Raw genomic sequence first — 23,178 nt, forward strand, 5'->3', positions numbered from 1 at the left:
ATCCATCCCTCCTCAAACCGGTTCCCTGCATATGCATTTCCTGCGATTGAGCTTTGTGCTACTGCTTGCCTATACTACGCAGGCCCAAAACCAGCTTTCTGACGTCTCCAAGGAGCGGATCAACATGGGCAGCGGTCATAATAATTTCAATAGCGTTTTGTGGGGAAGTGCTCCGGCCTCGCGTACCATCCTGGGTGAAATTTACCTGGATACGCTTTGGCATACGGGCAGTGTTAAGCTGAATCAGGGTTTGCTGGACGATAAAAAAACGGCATCTGACAGCATCGGTGGTATACAAATGCGGTACAACATTTACGAAAATGAAGTGGAAGTACTCGCTAATGAAGCACGCCGGGACATTCGGGTTATTCCGGGGAATCAGCTCAAGTACTTTACCCTGAATCAGGGCACGCAATCCATGCGTTTCATCAATACCCGACAGTTTCAAACGGATGAAACCGTAACGGGATTTTACGAACTGCTTGCCCCCGGTCGCCTGCAACTGGCCAAACATCACCGAACAAAAACGATCAAACCTAATTACAATACGGCGTTTGGAACGGGTGAAAAAAACACTCGAATTGAACTAACCAGCGACTACTACGTGATTTCGCAGGGAAAAGCGTCTCGACTGAATCCCGGCAAAAAAACCATTTTGGCTCTCATGCAGGATCAACAGGCTGCGATAGAGGCGTATATCAAAACGAACAAAATCAGCTTCCGCGATCCATCAGATCTGACTAAACTGTTTGCGTACTACAACCAGCTTTAAAGTACAGTTCCCAGTATCTATAGATAAAAAGAGGTCCCGCTGAGTATAGCCAGCAGGACCTCTTTGCTTACAGGATTCTTAACGATAGCCTTCGGCCTGTAATTCGAACAACTCCGCGTACCGCCCCTGCTGGGCCAGCAACTCTTCGTGCGTACCCATTTCCAAGACCTTACCCCCTTCCAGTACCAGAATACGATCAGCCATGCGAACGGTACTGAATCGGTGCGAAATCAGTACTGCCGTTTTTCCTTTGGTCAATTCTGCGAAACGCTGGAAAACTTCGTATTCGGCCCGAGCGTCCAAAGCGGAAGTCGGTTCATCCAGAATCAGCAGATCGGCTTCGCGGAGGTACGCCCGGGCCAGAGCTACTTTCTGCCACTGACCGCCCGATAATTCTACCCCGCCCGAAAACCGACGGCCCAGCGGCTGTTCGTAGCCCAGCGGTAAGCCCGCAATCACGGCATCGGCCAGACTATCTTCAGCGGCTCGTTCCAGAGCGGGCAGATTCTCCCGTTCAACGATGTCGCCGACGGCAATGTTATCTCCCGCCGAAAACTGAAAGCGTAGGTAATCCTGAAAAATGACGCCGATATGCGTACGGAGTTCTTCCAGATTGTAGGCTTTTAAATCATAGCCATCGAGGAGAATACGTCCCTCATCCGGATCGTATAAACGGCCCAGCAGTTTTACTAACGTTGTTTTCCCGGCTCCATTTTCGCCGACTAAAGCCAGTTTTTCTCCGGCTCGCAAATGAAAGCTCAGATTGCGAACGGCCCACTTTTCTGAGTTGTGATACTTGAACCCTACGCCTTCAAAAACAAAGCCTTCGCGAATGGGTACCGGGAACGGTCGGGGCGATACGGGCGATACAATCTGCGGCTGGATTTCGAAGAATTCAAAGAGATCTTTCAGATACAAAGCTCCCTGGGAAATACTATTGAACCGTCCCAGAATGCCTTCCAGCAAACTCCGTACCTGCCGAAACGAACCCGCCAGAAAGGTCAGATCACCCAGCGTAACGCGACCCTGTACGGTCTGGAAAATCATGTAGCCATACGCGGCGTAATAGCCCACCGTACCAATGGCCAGCAGCAAACTGCCCCAGCTCGCCCGCTCCAGAGCGAGCTTCCGGTTTTCGTGGAAATACTGCTCCGAAAGCGTCCGGTAGCGATTAATCAGAAAATCGGACAGCCCGAATAGTTTTACTTCCTTCGCCGTATCGTCGCTGGCCCCGAGGTAACGGTAGTAATCCAGTTCACGGCGTTGGGGCGTCCAGCCGTAGAGGAGCGAATAACTTTTTGCGTTGAAGTGCAGTTCACCCAGAAACGAAGGAATCACGGCGACGAGTAACAACAGTAACAACCAGGGAGCAAAACTGATCAGCCCAATGGCCAGGGAGGCAATCGTCAACAGATCCTGTACCTGTGAAAAGGTTTGGGAGAGCAGTTGTGTACGCCCCGCCGTCTGTTGCCGGGCTCGTTCGAGTTTATCGTAAAAAGTCGCGTTTTCAAACTGGGCCAGATCCAGCGTAGCGGCGTGTTGCATCAGCCGGACGGAAGTTTGATGAGCGTACCAGTCACCCAGTAGGCTCTCGCTGAGGTTAATTCCCCGGCTTAGAAGATCACTTCCGATGGCCAGTCCAAACTCAATCGCGACTAAGGTCCACAAGTGCGTCAAATCAGAGCTGTGGGCATTCGCTAGCCGTATGACTTCATCGACAATGAGTTTGCCCACGTACAGCGTAGCCGTCGGTACGGTTGAGCGAATCAGTCGTAAAACAAAATTCAGAATCGTCAGGGAAGGACTCGTTTGCCAGATTTGCCGGAAGAACGCAGGCAGATTTCGCAAAGCCGCAAATCGTTCGCGAAAGGAAGGTTGATGTTCAGAAGTTTCAGTATTACGTTTTCTTGCCATTGTACAGGGATAACATCCGAATGCCTCAAAAAAATCCCAGGCCAATCCTGGAGTTTTGCTCCTTTCCTAGTACAGCTTTTTTGGCGATCGAGCTAGTCTTTCTAATTCCTTTGACATGACTTTTGATACCATTATTATAGGGGGCAGTTATGCTGGCCTTTCGGCGGCCATGACCCTGGGTCGTTCGCTGCGAAAGGTGCTCATCATTGACAGCGGCGAGCCCTGCAACCGTCAGACCCCACGGGCCCACAATTTCATTACGCACGACGGGCAATCGCCCAATCAGATCCGTACCCTGGCCAAAGAACAAGTCCTGCAGTACGATACCGTTACCTTTCAGGCGGACAAAGCCATTAAAGCTCAGAAACTTAGCAATGGTTTTGAAGTACGAACGGAATCAGGCGATACGTATACGGGTCGAACCGTCCTACTGGCCACGGGGGTTTCGGATCAGATGCGGCCCATTCCCGGCTTTGCGGAATGCTGGGGTACGTCCATCATCCACTGCCCCTACTGCCACGGTTACGAAGTGCGTAATTCACCCATCGGCATTTTGAGCAACAGCGGCGTAACGTATGACTTTGTCCGGTTACTGAGCAACTGGTCAAAAGACCTGCACGTCTTCACGGATGGTCCCTGCGAATTGCCCGAGGATGATTGCACCAAGCTCAAAAAGCACGGCATTCCAGTGATTGAGGATGAAATTCAGGAATTCCGGCACGAAGCGGGACAACTGAAAACCATCGTTTTCAAAAACGGACTAACCACGGATTTTCCAACGCTCTTCGTGCGTACCCCTTTCAGTTTTGCTACGGACCTGCACGAACAATTAGGCTGTCAATTGACCGAAGATGGCTACCTCCAGGTGGATGCTTTTCAACGGACTACGGTACCGGGTGTCTTTGCGGCGGGAGACGCCGCCCACGCCTTTCGGGCCGTATCCGTCGCAACGGGTTCGGGTACTACGGCTGGGGCGTATATCCACCATGACCTGATGCACGAGGAAGAGCCACTGGCGTAGGAAAAAAAGCATCATTACTGACCTGACTTCACGAGATTTTAAGCGGGTTTCATTCCTTTTTACGCTGGATTCGCTATTTTCCAGACTATAAACCTTGTTCCCGATGCGATATCTTTCCCTGGCCTTTCTCTCCCTGCTCCTATTGACGGTTGCCTGCCGAAAAAGCACGCCGAAAATCAGTAAAGGAGCCTATGAATTTATTACGGACGATCCTAACGCCCAGCCTATCGTCTACACCAAAAAGGGTGTTTTTGAAAAGCACGTCATGGTGGCTGCGGCTCACCCGGAAGCCTCGCGGGTGGGAGCGGCAATTATGAAAAAGGGCGGCAATGCCGTTGATGCCGCCGTAGGTACGTTTTTCGCTCTGGCCGTAGCCTTTCCCTGGGCCGGAAACCTGGGAGGCGGTGGCTTTATGGTGTTTCGGTCAAAAGACGGACAGAGTTACTCACTGGATTTTCGGGAAAAAGCTCCCGCCGCCGCCTACCGGGATATGTACCTGGACTCACTCGGCAATGTTATTCCCAATATGGCCTGGTTAGGGCATTCGGCGAGTGGCGTGCCGGGTTCGGTAGATGGCATGGTGGAAGCTCATCGGAAATTTGGTAAACTTCCCTGGAAGGACGTCATTCAACCCGCCATTGAGCTGGCCGAAAAAGGCGTTGTACTTACCGAAAATGAAGCCAAGGGCCTCAACCGCGTCCGTTCCGATATCAAGAAGTACAATCCCGGAAAAACCTATTACCTGAAAGCCGGAGCCGATACCACCTGGAAAATGGGTGATCTTTTTGTCCAGATGGATTTAGGAAAGACCCTCCGCCGCATTCAGGAAAAAGGCCGGGCGGGTTTTACGAGGGCGAAACGGCCCGCTTGCTAATTCAGGAAATGGCCGTAGCGAAAGCTCCCATTGTCCAGAAAGACCTTGATGCGTATCATTCCGCCTGGCGAACGCCCATTACGGGTACGTACCGGGGGCACAAAGTCATTTCCATGCCGCCCACCTCTTCGGGCGGTATTGCACTGGTGCAATTGCTAAAAATGGTAGAACCTTTTCCTTTGAAACGCTGGGGCTGGCATTCTGACTCGACCACGCAGGTCATGATTGAAGCCGAACGCCGCGTGTACGCTGATCGGGCCAAATGGCTTGGTGACCCGGATTTCTTCAAAGTTCCGGTGAACGAACTACTCGACTCCACTTACTTACAAAAACGCTGGAGTGATTTCAACTGGGCGAAAGCCAGCGATTCCCAGGCCATTGCGGGCGGAGCCATTCCCGGCTACGAAAGCAACGAAACAACGCACTTCTCCGTCGTTGATACCGAAGGCAATGCGGTATCCATCACAACCACGATTAACAATGGCTACGGAAGTCGGGTCGTAGTGGGTGGAGCTGGTTTTCTGATGAACGATGAGATGGAAGACTTCGCCGTAAAACCGGGCGTACCAAACGTATTCGGACTGGTAGGTTCCGAAGCCAATTCCGTACAGCCGGGCAAACGGATGCTTTCCAGTATGACACCAACGATTGTGGAAAAAGACGGCAAATTGTTCATGGTTGTAGGTACGCCCGGTGGCTCGACCATCATCACCAGCGTTTTCCAGACCATTCTGAACGTCATTGACCACGGAATGAGTATGCAGGAAGCGGTTAATGCTCTCAAGTTTCACCACCAGTGGCTGCCCGACCGTACGACCTTCGAACGGGGAGCTTTTTCGGATAAAGTACTGAACGCTCTCAAAGCAAAAGGCTACGCCATTGAACCGCAAACCGGCACCCTGGGCCGCATGGACTGTATTCTGGTTTTACCGGATGGTCGGCTGGAAGGCGGTTCCGATCCCCGGGCGGATAATACGAGTATCGGCTGGTAACTTGCCCCACTCTTCGGACTAGTCATGAGGCCATAATAAAGGCTTCCGTTACGGAAGCCTTTTCTTTTTCTATCACTCTCTACTTAGCCGTTCTTTTCCAGTTGCTTGACCAGTACCTCAAAGTCTTTCGGGTACGGAGCTTCAATCTTTACTTCTTCACCGTTCAGCAAATTGAACGTCAGCGAATATGCGTGCAGGGCTACCCGTTTCATGAGCGGTTGTTCGTCGGTATCTTTTTTCAGATTGAATTTCCGCTTGAGTTGTGACAGGTAAACCGGTTTTCCGCCATAGGTTGAATCCGCTACAATGGGGGCTTTCAGGCAAGTCAGGTGAATACGGATCTGGTGCATCCGGCCCGTAATGGGTAGACATTCCACGATGGTATACTGCCGATACGCTTTCAGGGTAAAGAAAATGGTTTCGGCTTCCTTCCCCTTGGCCCGGTCAATTTTCACGACTCCATCGCGGGGCAGAGCCAGAATGGGCAGATATACCGATTCCCCTTGAAAATTATGGACACCATTCACCACCGCATGGTAACGTTTTACCGTTTCGCGGTGCTCGAACTGCATCGACAAATGCCGATACGCTTCCGGATTCTTGGCAATGGCTAGTACACCCGAGGTTTCCTTATCGAGCCGGTGACACAACTGGGCGTCGTCGCTGTAGGCTTTGGCTAATCGTAAAATACTGAGGGTATTATCCGCCTGCCGTTCGTCGAGCGACGCGATGTAAGGCGGTTTATTGATGACGATGAAATCTTCGTTCTCGAAAATAATTAAATCCTTAAAATCCAGTGGCTTCATGCCGCAAAGATACGCATTTTAAACCGGCTTCACTGGCTTTGGAAAGGAGTTAATGAATGACTTGCGAGCAATTCCACCGCCTTTAATTCAGGGCTTTGCGGTACAAATGCAGATTTTGCCGTATTTTGAGAGCCTGAACGCGTGAATCCATGGATGCCTTTGAATCTCGAATTGACTTAAGTGAACTGTACCAGACCGTCGCTGATATTCGCACGGAAGTAGGAAAAGTAATTGTGGGCCAGCACGCCATGATTGATCTACTGCTGACGGCCCTCTTTGCCGATGGTCACGTACTGATTGAAGGCGTACCCGGTGTAGCCAAAACGCTGACGGCCAAGTTACTGGCCAAAACCATTTCGGTCGATTTCAACCGGATTCAGTTTACGCCCGACTTGATGCCTTCGGACGTACTGGGTACTTCGGTATTCAATCCTAAAGTTTCCGAGTTCGAGTTCAAACCCGGTCCGATTTTCTCGAATATCGTGCTGATTGACGAAATCAACCGGGCTCCGGCCAAAACGCAATCGGCTTTGTTTGAGGTCATGGAAGAACGGCAGGTCACCAACGCCGGACAAACCTACCCGATGTCAGCTCCCTTTCTGGTGCTGGCGACGCAAAACCCCATTGAGCAGGAAGGTACCTATCGACTGCCCGAAGCCCAGCTGGATCGTTTTCTTTTCAAGATCATCGTGCAGTATCCCACGCTGGATCAGGAAACGGAAATCCTTCGCGGTCACCACGAACGCCGCTCCAATACGGACGCCGTAGAGGCCATCCAGGCCGTTTTATCGCGGCAACAACTGACGACCTTACGCGAAAAAGTCCGTCAGATTGTGATTGAAGATAAAGTCCTTAGTTACATCGCTCAACTGGTTCACGAAACCCGCACTTCGAAGTTTCTGTACCTGGGAGCTTCGCCCCGGGCCTCGGTAGCTCTACTCAATGCCTCCAAAGCCCTGGCAGCCTTGCGGGGACGGGATTTCGTTACGCCCGAAGATGTACAGGAACTGGCCCTTCCGGTGTTACGGCATCGCCTCATCCTGACGCCCGAAAAAGAAATGGAAGGCACCACGCCCGATGCCATCATCGAACAGATTCTCAAGAAAGTAGAAGTGCCTCGCTAATACACCATTTGCCGTTACCGAACGCATCCGGTAACGGCTTTTTTCTTTCTTTCCAATTTTCCAGGATTCCTTCCGTTATTGGGAGCAGTATCAACACTTCAATCAAATTTTCTTTTACTATGCGTGGCTTCCGCGTGTTTGGGCTGCTGGCTCTGGCCGTCCTGTTTTCTACCTGTTCGAAGCTCAACGAAGTCGTCGTGCGGGCTACCAATTTTGAAGACGAAATTCAACTGGCTCAAAATCTGGTTTTTACCTTCAATAAAGACCTCGTACCGGAAGCTGAACTGGGCATCTGGCAAAGTACTAAATTCGTTGAATTCGAACCTGCCATTCCGGGTCGTTTCAAGTGGGTAGGGAAAAATGAACTGGTGTTTTCGCCGACGTCTTCCTTCCAGCCCGCCACCGAGTATCAGGCCCGGCTTTCCGACAAAATCCTGACGCAGGCCAAGGACAAATCCCTGGGCGTTTCGTCTGATAAACTCACCTTCCATACGCCTTATCTGGAGGTAAAAGAAACGGAAGCGTACTGGACCCGCTCACGTACGGGCCATCAGGCCGTAGCGAAGCTAAAACTGCATTTCAATTACCCGGTATCGGGCGGTGAAGTGGGTACCAAACTGACCGTCAGCGAAAAGGATCAGAAAGTCGGCTTTAGTATCGGACAGAACGGCGTGGCTAGTACCGTACCCCTTACCTTGTCGGGCGTTCAGGAAGCTAAACCCCTGGATCTGAAGCTGGAATCGGGACTTCCGGTAGCCAATACTACCTTTAAAACCAAAGAAACCACCGAGCTACAAACGACGCTGCCTGATCCGAAAACGCTGGAAATCGTACGCGTAGAAACGGGCTTTGAAAATAATCGCGGGTTCATCAAGGTCATTACTACGCAGGAACTGAACCCGGAAAATCTGGCAGCGGCGTATCAGCTCATCAGCAGTACTGCTCCCCCCGCTACCGTTGAATACGATACGCTGGGCAATCCGATTCCAGTAAAAACGAAGACGACTTCGCTGCAAACGCAACCTGAGTTACTGGAAAACGGGCTCCTCATTCGCGGGGACTTTAACGAAACGGATACCTACACCCTGACCCTCAACAGCCAGCTACGCGGCGTACTCGGGCCTTCGCTGAGCGAAGCATATACCAAGGATTTGTACTTTGGAAGAATGCCCGCCGGCCTGGAATTTGTGCATAAGAAAGCGGTGTACCTGACGTCCAAAGGCCATCGCAACGTGGCGGTCAACATTACGAATATTCCGAAAGTACAGGTACGGATTGCCAAGATTTACGAAAACAATATCCTCAGTTACCTCCGTAACAACCGCTATCGCGATTACCGCTACGACAGCGAGGGCAACGGATCGGAGCAGGGGTACGTGTACTCGGAAGACGGCGGTACGTACTCCGACATCGTCGTAAACAAAACGATTGAAACGGAGGATTTACCCAAAACGGGCGGGGTTTCCTTACTCAACCTGAGTCTGCCCGACCCGACCAATTCCTTCCGGGGCATTTATCTGGTCTCGCTGAATTCCAACGACGAGTACTACCATAACGCTACCAAGCTGGTCAGCATCTCGGATATTGGCCTGATTGGCAAACAGTCCGGCGACGAATTTCTGGTCTTTGCCCACTCCATCCGGACGACCGAACCGCTGAAAAATGTACAGGTGAATCTGGTTTCATCCAATAACCAGACGCTGCAAACCATTGCTACGGACTCCAAAGGACTGGCCGTATTCAAGGATTTAAAGGAATCGGACTTTACGACGGCCCTCATTACGGCCCGTACCGACGAGGACTTCAATTATCTGTTTCTGGAAGATACGCAGGTACAAACCAGCCGCTTCGAAGTAGAGGGCAAACGCGATAATGCGTCGGGTTTCGAGGCTTTTCTGTACGGCGACCGGACCATTTACCGACCCGGCGAAACGCTACATTTCAACGTAGTGGTCCGCAAACAGACCTGGGAAACGCCGGGTGAAATTCCGCTGAAAGTACGCTTGCTGATGCCGAACGGGAAAGAGTATCGTACGCTGCGACTCACCACCAACACCGAAGGAGCCGTAGCTCAGGACATTCCGCTGGAAACGGCTACGCTAACGGGCACCTATCAGCTGGAAGTACTGAATGCCAACGATGTACTTCTGACTTCGCAGGCCATTTCGGTGGAAGAATTCATGCCGGATCGTATTAAGGTAGACGTCCGTACGCCCAAAGAAAGCTACCGTTCCGGGGAAACGGCCCCGGTTACGGCGACGGCTACCAACCTGTTTGGCCCACCCGCCGCCGACCGGAACTACGAAATGGAGTTGCAGGTGAAACGTCAGCTATTCCGACCCAAAGGATACGAAGGTTTCGTTTTCGATATTCCCGATCAGACCAAATTCGACAATCAGGTACGGCAGGGCAAAACCGATGCTACCGGACTCGCCAGCGAGCGTTTCGTACTCCCCGCTACCTGGCAGGATATGGGATTGCTCGAAGCCCAGACTTTTGTGACCGTATTTGACGAAACCGGGCGACCCGTGAACCGACTCCAGCGTTTTACAATTCAAACCCAACCCGTTCTGTACGGCATCGGGCTACCGGATACCTACGTCGGTACCAACGCTCCCGTGACCATGCCGCTCGTGGCTTTGAATGCGGCCGGACAGCCTGTAACGGCCACCGGGCAGATTGACATTGTGAAACACGAATACCAGACCGTCATTGAAAAGAATACGGACGGTTCGATGAAGTATTCTTCCAAACGACAATCCAAAGTCGTGTTTACGCGGGAGGTCACTTTTGCCAAAGGCCGGGCTTCGGTCAGTTATGCTCCGGCGACTTCGGGCGAGTACGAAATTCGCCTGCATCGCACGGGCTCCCGCAACTGGACGAGCCAGGAATTTTACGCCTACGGTCGCGGGCAAACCAGCAGTACCGCCTTTGAGGTAAACAACGAAGGACAGGTCGAAATGACGTTCGACAAAGCCCGCTACGAGGTCGGCGATAAAGCAAAAGTGCTTTTCAAAACCCCTTTCGCGGGAAAACTGCTGGTGACGGTGGAACGAAACCGGGTACTGGAACACCACCTGCTGGATACCGACGAGAAATCGGCCGAACTGCAATTCTCCATCGGGGAAGAACACCTACCCAACGTGTACGTCTCGGCGACGCTCTTCCGCCCTATGGACGATGCCGACCTGCCGCTGACGGTGGCTCACGGCTACGCTCCAGTGATGGTTGGTCAGCCCAACCGCCAGTTGCCCGTAACGATTACGGCGATTGAGCAGTCGCGTTCGAAAACCAAACAGACCATTCGGGTGAAAACCGAAGGCCGTGCCCAGGTAACGCTAGCCGTGGTGGACGAAGGCATTCTTCAACTTAAAAACTACAAATCTCCCGATCCTTACGGCTTTTTCTACCAGAAACGAGCCCTGGAAGTAGGCGGATTCGACCTCTACGCCTATCTGCACCCGGAGCTAAGTATTCGTTCGCGTAGCTCGGTGGGGGGCGATGGGTTTAGTATGGAAAAACGCATCAATCCACTGGCGAATGGCCGGGTGAAGCTCGTCGCTCTCTGGAGCGGCATACTGACTACTAACGGCAGCGGCGAGGCGGAATTTTCGGTAGATATTCCGCAGTTTTCGGGCGACTTACGCATCATGGCGGTAGCCTACAAAGACAAAGCTTTCGGCTCGGCTTCCAAAAACATGAAAGTGGCCGATCCGCTGGTGATCAGTACGGCCCTCCCCCGTTTCGCCAGTCCAAACGACGAGCTGACCGTACCCGTCAGCATTACCAACACCACGAAAAAACTGGCTCAGGTAACCGCTACTCTCCAAACGACGGGAGCCTTGCAGAATACCAGTACCGCTCCGCAATCCATCTCGATTGCTGCCGACCAGGAAGGACGGGCCGTATTTTCGGTGAAAGCCGCTCAGACCATCGGTACGGGTAAAGTGGTGGTACGCGTGAAAGGTCTGGGCGAAACGTTTAGTGAAGAGATTGATCTGACGGTACGGCCCAGCGTAGGACTAGTGAAAACGTCCGTTTCGGGCGTAGTAAATGGCGGACAAACGGCCGCCGTTCCGCTGAATGTTGGAGAGCTGGTGCCGGGTACCGTTAAAGCCTCACTACGGGTAAGTCGTTCGCCGCTGGTGTCGCTGGCCGATCCTTTAAACCGCCTGTTGCAGTATCCTTATGGCTGTTTGGAGCAGACGGTATCCGTGGCTTTCCCTCAATTGTACCTCGCCGAGCTGGTTAAAACCTTGCAATCGGGACGAAAACCGTACCTAAAAACGGGAACTTCGGACCTTAACCCAACGACTAACATTACAGCAGCCTTACATAAAATTGAGACGTTGCAACTCTTCAACGGCGGTTTCTCGATGTGGCAGGCGGGCCAACGCGAAGATTGGTGGACGACGGCATACGCGGTTCATTTCATGCTCGAAGCCCAGAAAGCCGGGTACGAAATCAACCCCGCTACCTTGAGCAAGGCTCTTGATTTTCTCAACCAGCAGGTCAGCAAGCAGGCCACTGAAAAGACAGCCCAAACTAACGAAGACGGCAGCGTAACCACCCGAACGCGGGCGAAACGTGAAACCGTTTACAGCCTCTACGTACTCAGCCTGGCCGGGAAACCAAACCGGGCAGTGATGAACTATTACAAAGCGAACCCCGCCCTGCTGACTTCCGAGAGGCGATACCTGTTGGCGGCGGCTTTCGGTACGGTGGGTGATGAAGGCAGCAAAGCCTCCTTACTTCCCGCCAATTTCCGTCCCGAACAACAGGAGCGGGAAACGGGGGGCAGTTTCTCCAGCCCTATTCGGAATCAGGCTCTGGTTCTGAATACACTGCTGGAAACCGACCCGGCCAATAGACAGATTCCGGGTCTGGCCCGGCAACTTTCAGCAGCGGTGAAACAGGCTCCCTGGCTTTCTACGCAGGAAGAAAGTTTCGCTCTGCTGGCTCTCGGCAAGCTGGCTCGTAAGGCGGCTCAGTCGTCGGTAACGGCCCGCATTTTGAGTAATGGGAAAGTACTGGAAACGTTTAGTGGCAAAGATTTGCTGCTCAGCAAAGGTCTGGATCAGCCTGCCACAATTACCGCCACGGGCAAAGGTTCGCTGTATTATTTCGCCGAAGCGGAAGGCTTAAGCCGTAGCGGTACCATTGCGGCAACCGATCAGGTACTGGAGGTACGCAAACAATACCTGGACCGAAATGGTAAACCTCTTTCGGGAGCCTTACAGCAGAATCAACTGATTGTGGTGAAAGTGACGGTACGCTCGCAAAATGGCCTGCCCGTCGATAATGTGGTTGTAACCGATATGTTACCCGCCGGACTGGAAATTGAGAACCCCCGCCTTACGCCCGAACGCGAACTGAGCTGGGTCAAAAACCAATCCATTCCCGACCATTTCGACCTGCGGGATGACCGGATTCATTATTTCACCAGCGTTTCGGCTCAACCCAAAACGTTTTATTACCTGGCCCGAGCCGTCTCCAAAGGACGCTTTACGGCAGGCCCCGTCTCTGCCGATGCGATGTACAACGGAGAGTACCGGAGTTATTCGGGGGGTGGGACTGTAGTGGTGGAGTAGGTTTTGGTAAGCGTTTTATTAGTAATGAAGCCTCCGAAAATTCAAGATTTTCGGAGGCTTTGATTTGCATCGGTTGCTGCTGGTAACGCTACGCTACACACTAACAACGGGGGGAACTGCATTCATCCTGTAGTTCTTCCTCTGATTATTGTATTACATTTATAAGGTCTTTAGTACAAACGATCATTAGTGGTAACGCTTTGCTGAATACAGCTAATGATAAAAATAAGAGCTTATCTTATAATTAAATTTTATACCCACAAAATTTAAGATGTGTTTATGGAACTGTATGGCTGCTCTCAGTGCGTTTTTGATGAAGAAACATATGAAGAATTCGAAGAAAGATACACAGGTTTTTTAAGTGACTTTTACTTGCAATTAAAACAGGAGCTTCCCGAATCATTTCTGAAACTGACTTTTCACAAAAAACGCAGAGAGGATTCCATGACTTTTTACGAGAGTGATTCATTCGCTTGTTATGAAAATGGTTCTAAATCTTTCGTTATTCAGATTGATCCTGAATGTGAATCCATTATTGTAATAGGGCACAATCTGCATCACGAATGGGGTCGCTTATGGAGTAAGGATCCATATACAGACGCATTGCAGTCTATTCGGATCATACTAAATCAATAAATTTCCTGCAATTGATTTGTTTCTGCCGTTGCTAGTGTCAGCATAACGTCACCAACCACTACATTCATCGTGTAATTCTTCCCCGGATTGGTGTATCACTTTTGCAAAAAGCTTTAGTACAGGCGATAGCCATGCTAAGCACCAGCAAGCGAACCGCCAAGAACTAGTCCTTCCTCCTCTAATTTCCATCTTCACCCGTCAATCCGTACTTTCGTAGCCTAATCTCCTGCGGAAATGAAAATCCTGATTGTCGAAGATGAGCACGAAGTCGCTTCTTTCATCAAAAGTGGCCTGGAAGATTACGGTCTGGAAGCGGACGTAGCCGAGGACGCCTTGAAAGCTCAGCAACTGCTGAAAGAACAGGAATACGGTACAGTGATTCTGGACGTGAATCTACCCATCATGAATGGCTTCGAACTGTGCAAGATCATTCGGGATCGCTACGAGAATGTGTCCATTCTGATGCTCACGGCTTTTGGTACTACCGAAAACGTCCTGACGGGTTTTGATGCCGGGGCCGATGATTACCTGGTGAAACCATTCGAATTTCGGGAACTGATGGCCCGCCTCCGGGCACTCAACCGCCGCCGACTGTCCGTACCGGCTGAAGCCGTGGTGCTGAAACTGGCGAATCTGGAATACAACCAGAAAAGCAAAACGGTGAAGCGGGATAATCACAAGATTAACCTGACTGCCCGCGAGCTGGCTTTACTGGAGTTTTTCATGAAAAACCAGAACCGGGCTTTGTCCCGCAGTGAAATTGCGGAAAAGGTATGGGATGTAAATTTTGATACGGGCACGAACGTGGTTGATGTATACGTCAATTACCTTCGTAAGAAAATTGACAAGGATTTTTCGCCCAAACTGATTCATACCATCAGCGGCATCGGTTACATCATGCAGGAGACCGAAGACTAGTTTACCCTCTATCCCTATGAAAATCAGATCCAAACTATCATTAACCTTCCTGTTGATTGTAGCGGCCAATCTGATTTTGTTTTCGTCGGTCGTGTACTTCACTTCGGAGTACTTCCGGCAAAAGGATTTTTACCTACGCCTCAGCGACAAGGCCAAAACGACGGCACGTCTGCTCATTGAAGAGGAAAAAATCGACGCCCAGCTGTTAAAGCTTTTTGAGCGAAATAATTTGACCTCTTTGCCTGAAGAACAGATCATTGTCTATAATTCCAAAAATCAGATTGTTTACGAAAGTGACAACCGGCCCGACCGTCTGGCCGACCAGCTTCATTTGCTGGAGCGGGTGCGGCAAAAGGGCGAGGTGTTCGTTCGATACGGGCAGCGGGAAATTGTTGGGTTAACGTATCGCTACGACAGCAAGGAATTCATCATCATTGCCTCGGCTTACGATGAATACGGGCTTACGGAGATGAGGCACTTGCGGACTATTCTGGGTTTCGGACTCGTATTCGGCCTGACGCTGGTGGGAATTTCGGGCTGGTTTTTTGCCGGGCGTACCCTACAGCCCATCTCCGAAGTCGTACGGCAGGTGGAACAGATTACGGCGTTCAACCTGAATCAGCGACTGGTAGCGGGTAAAGAGGAAGATGAAATTGCCCAGCTGGCTCAGACGTTCAATTCCATGCTGGATCGCGTGCAAAAGGCCTTTGAAGTACAGCGGGATTTCGTAGCCAACGCCTCGCACGAATTACGTACGCCGCTCACCATCATTACGGGCCAGATTGAAGTGACGCTGATCAAACCCCGTACCCCAGAAGAGCACGAGGCCAAATGGAAAACCGTACTCGAATCCATCCGGCGGTTGAACAATCTGGCCAATAACCTGCTGGAACTGGCCCAGGTCAATCAGGATGTATCGACCATTACCTTTCAGGAAGTCGCTCTGGACGAAGTCATCTACGACGCGGCCAAACTGCTTACCACCAAGCACCCCTCGTATCAAATGATTTTTTCGTTTGAAGGCGATACGGCAACTTCACAACCTTCGTTACTGGTAAAGGGGAACAAGTCGCTGCTGACGACGGCATTTCTGAATTTGATGGAAAACGCTTGTAAATTTTCCCAAAACAAGCAGGTAGAAGTAACGCTGGGCGTGAATACGGAAGGAGCCACCGTCACCTTTACCGATCAGGGCGTAGGCATTAGTGCCGAGGATCTCAAACACATTTACGAACCCTTCTTCCGGGCCGAAAATGTTAAGAAAATTCATGGATACGGCATTGGGCTTCCCCTTACCCACCGAATCATGGAATTGCACCACGGTCGCATCTTAGTTAGCTCCGAACTCAACCGGGGGACTTCTGTCGTGTTACAGCTACCCAAGCTTTTCTAATCGTTTTCTAATCACCTCCTCATTACTCTCTAACAATCTTCTAATGGCCTCTTAATTTTGAAAGAGACCGCATGCCCTAGCTTTGTATCAGGCTAAAAAATCGCCTTCTCGTACGAGGAATTACGATTTCCGGGATTGGATGATTTTAGCGTCTATCCAACCTACTAGCCTTCCCACTATCTCTTGACATAGGCCCAAACGCTAGTTCCAACCACGAACCGTTATGAATACGAAGCTTCAATACGGGACTGACGTTTCCATAGCGGGTGACCTGCGAGGTGGCCTGGTTTCCTTTCTGGTGGCGGTTCCGCTGTGTCTGGGCATTGCTCTGGCGTCGGGTGTACCGCTCTTTTCTGGAATCATTGCCGGGATCGTGGGTGGACTGGTCGTTGGGTTACTCAGCAAATCTCAGTTAAGTATATCCGGACCTGAGGCGGGCTTGATTGTCGTAGTACTGGCGACCATGGAACGCCTGGAGGCTTTTCCAACGTTTCTGCTGGCTACGTTTATCGCCGGACTCATTCAGGTGAGTTTAGGTTTTCTTCGGGCGGGGATTATTAGTAATTTCTTTCCCTCCTCCGTCATTAAGGGGATGCTGGCCGCGATTGGTATCATTCTGATCATCAAACAGTTGCCGCATCTGGTGGGCTACGACGCCGATGCCGCTGAAGGCTTTTCGCTTTTTCAGCCCGATGGCTTTGACATCCTGACGCAGTTGACGATTGCTTTCCAGCAGTTTAGCGGAACGGCCATTCTCATTTCGCTGCTTTCACTCAGCGTACTGATTCTTTGGGAACGGCCACTTTTTCGTCAACATGCAGTTTTAAAGAATATTCCGGCTGCCCTGGTTGTCGTTACGCTGGGCATTGGCATTAATATGCTGATTTCCTCCCTGAACCCCACGCTGGCTTTACAGGGAAATCATCTGGTCCAATTACCCGTACCCAAAACCGTGGCGGGGTTCCTTGGGCTTTTTACGTTTCCTGATTTTACGTCCTGGGATAATCCGCAGGTCTATGCCTCGGCCCTGTCGATTGCGATGGTAGCCAGCCTGGAAGCTCTTTTGGCCATCGAAGCCATTGATGAGTTAGATCCACTCAAGCGAAAATCACCGACGAATCGGGAATTGAAGGCTCAGGGTATCGGTAACGTGGTGAGTGGACTGATTGGAGGTATGCCGCTGACTTCGGTCATCGTCCGGAGTTCGGTTAGCCTGAATGCGGGAGCACGTACCAAACGGGCCGCTCTGATTCACGGATCTTTACTACTGGTTTGCGTCGTGACGCTGCCGTCGGTACTGAACCGGATTCCGTGGGCTTCGCTGGCTTCCATTTTACTGGTAACGGGCTATAAACTTTCCCGGGTCAGTATTTTCAGACAGCAGTATGCGGCGGGTATACTCAAGTTTTTGCCTTTCGTTACGACGGTTGTAGCGATTTTACTAACGGATTTGTTAGTGGGCATCGGCATCGGTCTGGCCGTAGGATTATTCTTCGTTCTGCGGGAAACCTACGTGAAAGCCCACCAGACCCATGCCTATCATGTCAACGGGCAGGAACGTATTCGCATTCGCATGGGCGATTACGTATCCTTTCTTAATAAAGTCAGTGTTACGGAAATTCTGGAAACCATTCCGGATGATAGCGTAGTAGAAATCGACTGTACGCGATCTTCTTATATCGACAGCGATGTGCTGAACATTTTAAACAGTTTTGAATCGAAAGCTCATTTACGAAATATTCAGATCACGTATCTGCAACCCATAGTCGAAAATAAATCACTTCATCATCAAATCGCTGTTTAAGCAGTACTTTCTAAAGAATCGCAAGCCTTTGGAGTAACAAGAAAAGGAGTTAGTTTGATAAGGGCCCTTTCATCCGGGGCTTCTTTTTAGGAGTAGAAAGGTAAAGGCTCTGCTAGCCTTTACCTTTTTTGTTTTACAGCTTAGTTCGTCTTTATCAATTTGCCTTCCCGTACGTACGCTCCAGCTTGTACTTTCCAGAGTAACATACCTCCCGTAACGCCTGACAAGTCCAGATCAAAGCGATGCTGATGCTGTACCTGCGTATCCTGCTGATGTAGTACAGGCTGTCCTGTCAGGGTGTACACCTGCAACTGGGCGGCGGCGGCCTGGGGTAAATTTATTTCAATAATGGCCCGACTGGCGGAAGGGTTGGGATATACCTTCACCGCGACTTCGGTCGTACCCGGCTCTACGGCCGTAGGTCCTTCAATCCAGACGTTTACGGGCGAAGAGGGGACGGAGCACCCTTCACTAATCACCACTACGACGTAATTGCCCGTTGCCTGCGAACCCCGAAGTACCAGGCGAGGCCGCGTCGCTCCTGCGATTTCCGCGTTGTCTTTCCGCCACTGATAGGCATAATTGGCTCCCGTAACGGCATTCAATACGACGCTATCGGGAACCATGGTTGTAGTTTTCCCAGCCGGAACGATATTCGCAACGATGTTCTGCCCCCGCTCCACAATAGAAACTGCCGCCGATTCCTTCCGACAACCCAGGCTATCCCGAACCGTAACTGTGTAATTACCCGGAGCAGAGGCATTGAACTGCACACCGGAAGCATTGGGCACAACTGCTGTACCGAGTTTCCATTCGTAGGCGTACGGAGCCTGTCCACCCGCGGGGTTCGCCCGTAGTAAGGCTCCACCACCCCGGCAGTAGAACAAATCACCGGAAATTTGTACCGTAGGCGTTGGTTTGATGGTGATACTCCGGCTCAGCGAATCTTCGCAGCCGCGGGCATCTTCGACTTTAATCAGGTAGGTTCCTTCTTTCGTCAGGTTTACGCGATTGCCAAATACGAGACTTGATCCCTGCCGCCAGCTATAGGTTACAGCACCCAGGCTATCGGTGACCCGCCCCGTCCACTGTGTACTGCTTCGACCCTCGCAGAGGTAGTCAGCCCCCGTTACACTCAGTTTTAGCTTACAGGCAATATAGGTGATTCGGGCCGTATCGCGGGCCGTACAGCCATTTCGATCCGTTACCGTTAGCCAAACCTGTGCAGAGCCTTTAAAAGGCCCAATGCTCGGATTGGCCACGGTATAAACGGGTGTATTAGCGGACGTTTGCCAGGCGTAGGTATAGGGACCCGTACCGCCTCTGGCTGTAATGATGCCTTTCGGCTCAAAGCGATCTTTGCCCGTCAGGGACGTGTCAGCTCCGGCATACGCAGTGGGAGAGTTGTACTTCTGAATTGGAATGTTGTTGCCGGATACGGCCTGACAGCCATTCTTTGCCGTAGCCTGCAAGGTATACGTTCCAGCGTCCCTGGCTTCAAAGGTAGAGCCCGTCCCCACCACCGTTGTACCGCGTCTCCAGGCATAGGTATCCGGCGTAAAGTTCTCCGTCCGAAAAATCTGCATCTTTACCCCTTCCTGATCCGCCGAACACAGGTTGAGCTTACTCGTCGCCGTGGTGATATACAGGACGGGTTTGGTTTCCTGTACGGTTTTCGTGGTGGAAGCAGTACAGCCTTTCGCATCGGTTACCGTCACGGTGTACGTACCGGTCTTGGTAATCGAAAGCTGAGGTGTTTTATCGGCGAGCACGGTCGATCCAAGTTTCCATTGATACGTATAGGGACTCGTGCTACCGGAGGTCGTTACACTCAGGCTGCCTTTCTGTCCCTCGCAAAGGGCCGAATCGCCCGCAATGCTGGAAAGGTTGGGGGTAGGATTCAACGTGATGGTCAGTGTATCAGTAGCTCTACAGGAACCCTGGCTAAGCGTAACGCTGTAGATCCCCACGGTGGTTGCCGTATAGGTTCGGCTCGTACCAACAATTTGAGTACCCCTCCGCCACTGATACGTCAACGTCCCGGAAGACGCCGTACCACTGGGGTTCGCGGTCAGTACCACGCTCCCACTGGCACAAAGGCCCACGCTCGCGGGCGTTATTTCCACTTTTAAGGGGCAAACGGGATTTTGAAAGAATCCATTAGCCGGATTTCTGCCCCAACTCATCAGAGCCGAGGTCAGCAGGAAAAGACTAAGTACAAAATTTTTCATATGGGTTGATGTTAGGTTCATGCGAAGTGGCGGTTCATACCTACAAAAAAAACAAATTCCCCGGGGAAGTATTTGACTTCCCGGGGAATTTACCCGTAAATCCTTGTGATTACTTTCCGGCCTTTGCCAGTTTATCGGTATTTTCTTTGGACAGAATCGTCAGGGCACTGACTAATCGGTCGAGATCCGAGGGTAAAATATAGACGTGCGGCGTTACCCGAACGCCCTTCACATTCTCTTTATCTATTGGCGTTGTATGGATTTTGAAGCGAGTCAGGAGTGCACTTTCCAGCTGGCCGGGCGTCATCCCGTTCACACCAACGACGGCCAAGGCTCCGGAATAGCCCTTTTTCAGCGAGGTATACAACGTTATACCGGGCAAGTCTTTTACTTTTTCAGCCCAGTAGTTTTTCAGATAAAACAGACGCTCGTATTTCCGAACTGCCCCGATGGAATTATTGAACTGAATGGCCTGCCCGATGGCCTGTTCGATGAAAAAGGGTCGCGTACCCAGGTTTTCGAATTTGCGAATATTGTCTGACTGCGGCTGCTCGTTGGGTACCAGGGGGAATATCTTCGAAATTTTCTCTTTTTTCACCCAAAGCATGCCTGTACCAATCGGAGCACTTAGCCATTTGTGCAGACTCGTACCGTAATAATCGCAGCCCAGGTCGGGTACTTTGTAATCCAGATGCACAAAACTGTGGGCTCCGTCTACGAGTACTTCAATCCCGCGTTTGTGAGCTTCGTCGGCAATTTTCCGAACCGGTAGTACCTGTCCCGACCAGTTGATGACGTGCGTGAGGTGTACCACTTTGGTCTTCGGTGTCATTTGCTCGACAAACAGCTTCACCAGCTGATTCTCGTCTTCGCAGGGCATGGGCAGCTTTACGTAATTGAGCTTCAGACCATCGCGGAGTTCGCGTTGCCGCCAGGCACTCATCATATTCGGGTAATCGAAATTGGAGACGACTACTTCATCGCCCTTTTGCAGGGGTAAGCCCAGAATGACCGTATCCAGGGCTTCGGTAGCATTCCGGTTAATGGCGATTTCCTCCGGCGACGTACCCGCTACCTTGGCCAGCTGCTCCCGTAGCGGTTCACGGCCCTGATCCAGTACCCGCCACATGTAGTAGCTCGGGGCTTCGTTGGAATAGCGGAAATACCGTTCGACGGCTTCCTGAACCAGCGTTGGACTGGGACTTACGCCACCGTTGTTGAGATTCAGTATCGTTGGCGAGACGGTGTACGCCCGCTGGATGAGAGCCCAGAAATCTTCATCAGCAGCCAGAGCCTGGGCTGAGTCTCCCGAGCGGTACCGTGCTACTTCCTGAAAGTACGATTCGCTGAGTGGTTTTAAACTGGGAAAGAGGGCAACGCTGGCCGACTGGCGAAAGAACGCACGGCGAGAAGGCATCATAACAGTATGATTGCTAGTGGATAACAGGTTGCGGCCCGGATGGAAATTACTGTAAAATCGGTAAAATCACTATCCCCCCGTGAAAACAGCTATTTTTACGCGTCAAAATACCCTTATCTTTCGACTGAAAGATCGTTTTGTATTGCTACCATGAATCTGAGTCTGACCTTACTGTTTATACTACTGGCCGTAGGTGCCAGTTTATACGCCTGGAATAACGAATCCATCCTGCGTCGCTGGGTAATGAATCCGTACGAAGTCAATCGCCGGAACGAGTACTGGCGGTTTATTACGTCGGGCTTTATTCACGCCGATATTGGTCACCTGGCCTTTAACATGATCTCGCTGTATTCTTTTGGCGGTCTGGTGGAAAGCATTTTCTCGCAGATTTCGCCGATGGGAAATCTGTTGTATGTAGCTCTGTACATGGGCGGTATTATTATTTCCGACCTGCCCACGTACTTCAAGCACCGGAATAATCCCAACTACAATTCCCTCGGGGCTTCGGGCGGGGTATCTTCCGTCATTTTCGCGGGGATTATGTTTGCTCCCACAACGTCGCTGTATCTGTTTTTCATTCCCATCCCCATTCCGGGCTGGATTTTTGGTGGACTGTACCTGGCCTATTCCTACTGGGAGTCCCGGCGGGGAACGGGGTATATCAATCACTCGGCCCACTTGTGGGGGGCTTTGTACGGTATTGCTTTTGCCATTGCGGCTTATCCGCCCGTTATTGGCATGTTCATTGAGCAAATCCGGGGATAACTCGTATGTTCTCGATTCTGGCTCAGCCCCATCCCCGCTTCGAGCGTGATGCCGCTACCTGGTGGCTATCTGTCGGAGCGGGTCTATTCGTGGGCCTGTTTATCATTATTTTTCAGCCCTTTGGAACCGCCCGGGTCGTCATGCCCGGAAAGTACCTGTTTCTTGCGGGTTTTGGAGTCATTACTTCGCTGGTACTGGTTACCAATTACTTTGCCTTACCAGCTCTGTTTCCAGCGTGGTTTCGGGAAGAACGCTGGACGGTTGGTCGCAACATCGTCTTTGTACTGGGCCATTTTCTGGGCATTGCCGTACTTAATTACTTTTACACCACGAGCGTTTTTGGCATATCCCGACACCTGCCGGGTTTACTTTCCATGATTGGGTTTACGCTGATTATTGGTGTTTTTCCGACAACGGCCTTTACCATTACCACGTACGTCAAAAAGCTTAAGAAGTACAGTCAGCCTCCCCAGCCGGAACCCCTCTCCCCGCAGGAACTCGCTACCGAAACCCAACAGTATATTCAGTTTACGGCGGAAAACGGAAAAGATCAACTACGCCTGCCCGTGACCGAACTGCTGTACATTGAGTCCGCGGACAATTACTCGGAAATTGTTTTCCAGGAAAATGGGCAGCTTCGCAAAGAACTGCTCCGGAGTAGTTTGAGTCGGCTGGAAACGCAAATCTCCTACGACTTCATCGTCCGCTGTCACCGTTCCTACATTGTCAATCTGCACTGCGTAGTACGGGTGAGTGGGAACGCTCAGGGGTACAAACTCCATCTGCGGTCGCTGGAAACACTTGTCCCCGTCGCCCGCAAATATTCCGAACTGGTAACCGAACGCTTTCACTGACCTTGTCAAACATCCCAAACGGCTGCTGAATTGTCCCTGGCTTTGTCAAACGTCCCAGAATCC

General features: G+C 51.3%; 13 protein-coding genes and 1 pseudogene. 10 read left to right on the plus strand and 4 right to left on the minus strand.

Going from position 1 to position 23,178, the window contains the following annotated elements:
- Nucleotides 1–31 precede the first annotated feature (31 nt).
- A complete protein-coding gene (locus tag BWI97_RS04760; protein WP_102200218.1) occupies nt 32–772 on the plus strand; it encodes a hypothetical protein in 741 nt (246 codons plus the stop codon).
- A gap of 78 nt (nt 773–850) precedes the next feature.
- Here BWI97_RS04760 and BWI97_RS04765 read toward each other — a convergent pair whose 3' ends face one another.
- Nucleotides 851–2,686, minus strand: coding sequence for an ABC transporter ATP-binding protein (locus tag BWI97_RS04765; RefSeq protein ID WP_102200219.1), 1,836 nt, complete (start codon nt 2,684–2,686; stop codon nt 851–853).
- 115 nt (nt 2,687–2,801) lie between these two features.
- On the opposite strand from BWI97_RS04765, the gene BWI97_RS04770 reads away from it, so the two are divergent.
- Nucleotides 2,802–3,707 carry an NAD(P)/FAD-dependent oxidoreductase gene (locus BWI97_RS04770; RefSeq protein ID WP_102200220.1) on the plus strand — a complete coding sequence of 302 codons (906 nt, stop codon included), beginning with the start codon at nt 2,802–2,804 and terminating at the stop codon, nt 3,705–3,707.
- 103 nt (nt 3,708–3,810) lie between these two features.
- Nucleotides 3,811–5,573, plus strand: a pseudogene (gene ggt / locus BWI97_RS04775) (gamma-glutamyltransferase).
- A gap of 83 nt (nt 5,574–5,656) precedes the next feature.
- On the opposite strand, the gene BWI97_RS04780 reads toward ggt, so the two are convergent.
- Nucleotides 5,657–6,379 (minus strand): RluA family pseudouridine synthase, encoded by a 723-nt coding sequence (locus tag BWI97_RS04780; protein WP_102200221.1) that lies wholly within the window; start codon nt 6,377–6,379, stop codon nt 5,657–5,659.
- A 149-nt stretch (nt 6,380–6,528) separates the two neighbouring features.
- Between BWI97_RS04780 and BWI97_RS04785 the strand changes: the two genes are divergently transcribed.
- The 5 genes from BWI97_RS04785 (at nt 6,529) to BWI97_RS04810 (ending at nt 17,845) form a co-directional block, all read left to right on the plus strand.
- Nucleotides 6,529–7,503: a MoxR family ATPase gene (locus BWI97_RS04785; RefSeq protein ID WP_102200222.1), complete on the plus strand. Its 975-nt coding sequence runs from the start codon at nt 6,529–6,531 to the stop codon at nt 7,501–7,503.
- 119 nt (nt 7,504–7,622) lie between these two features.
- On the plus strand, nt 7,623–13,094 hold the full coding sequence (locus BWI97_RS04790; RefSeq protein WP_102200223.1) for an alpha-2-macroglobulin: 5,472 nt from the start codon (nt 7,623–7,625) through the stop codon (nt 13,092–13,094).
- A gap of 870 nt (nt 13,095–13,964) precedes the next feature.
- Entirely contained in the window at nt 13,965–14,648 is a 684-nt protein-coding gene (locus BWI97_RS04800) for a response regulator transcription factor (RefSeq protein WP_094816441.1), read from the plus strand.
- Nucleotides 14,649–14,664: 16 nt separating this feature from the next.
- Complete coding sequence (locus BWI97_RS04805) at nt 14,665–16,041, plus strand: ATP-binding protein (RefSeq protein ID WP_102200225.1); 1,377 nt, start codon at nt 14,665–14,667, stop codon at nt 16,039–16,041.
- A gap of 223 nt (nt 16,042–16,264) precedes the next feature.
- Nucleotides 16,265–17,845, plus strand: coding sequence for a SulP family inorganic anion transporter (locus BWI97_RS04810; protein WP_102200226.1), 1,581 nt, complete (start codon nt 16,265–16,267; stop codon nt 17,843–17,845).
- A gap of 140 nt (nt 17,846–17,985) precedes the next feature.
- Here BWI97_RS04810 and BWI97_RS04815 read toward each other — a convergent pair whose 3' ends face one another.
- Entirely contained in the window at nt 17,986–20,076 is a 2,091-nt protein-coding gene (locus BWI97_RS04815; RefSeq protein ID WP_158242687.1) for a T9SS type A sorting domain-containing protein, read from the minus strand.
- A gap of 109 nt (nt 20,077–20,185) precedes the next feature.
- A complete protein-coding gene (locus tag BWI97_RS04820; RefSeq protein ID WP_199181986.1) occupies nt 20,186–21,493 on the minus strand; it encodes an aminotransferase class V-fold PLP-dependent enzyme in 1,308 nt (435 codons plus the stop codon).
- Between the two features lie 153 nt (nt 21,494–21,646).
- On the opposite strand from BWI97_RS04820, the gene BWI97_RS04825 reads away from it, so the two are divergent.
- Nucleotides 21,647–22,261, plus strand: a complete 615-nt coding sequence (locus tag BWI97_RS04825) for a rhomboid family intramembrane serine protease (RefSeq protein ID WP_233207752.1) — start codon at nt 21,647–21,649, stop codon at nt 22,259–22,261.
- A gap of 5 nt (nt 22,262–22,266) precedes the next feature.
- Nucleotides 22,267–23,115, plus strand: coding sequence for a LytTR family DNA-binding domain-containing protein (locus tag BWI97_RS04830; protein WP_102200229.1), 849 nt, complete (start codon nt 22,267–22,269; stop codon nt 23,113–23,115).
- Nucleotides 23,116–23,178: the final 63 nt, after the last annotated feature.

Source organism: Siphonobacter sp. BAB-5405 (assembly GCF_002872335.1).
Classification (GTDB): domain Bacteria; phylum Bacteroidota; class Bacteroidia; order Cytophagales; family Spirosomataceae; genus Siphonobacter.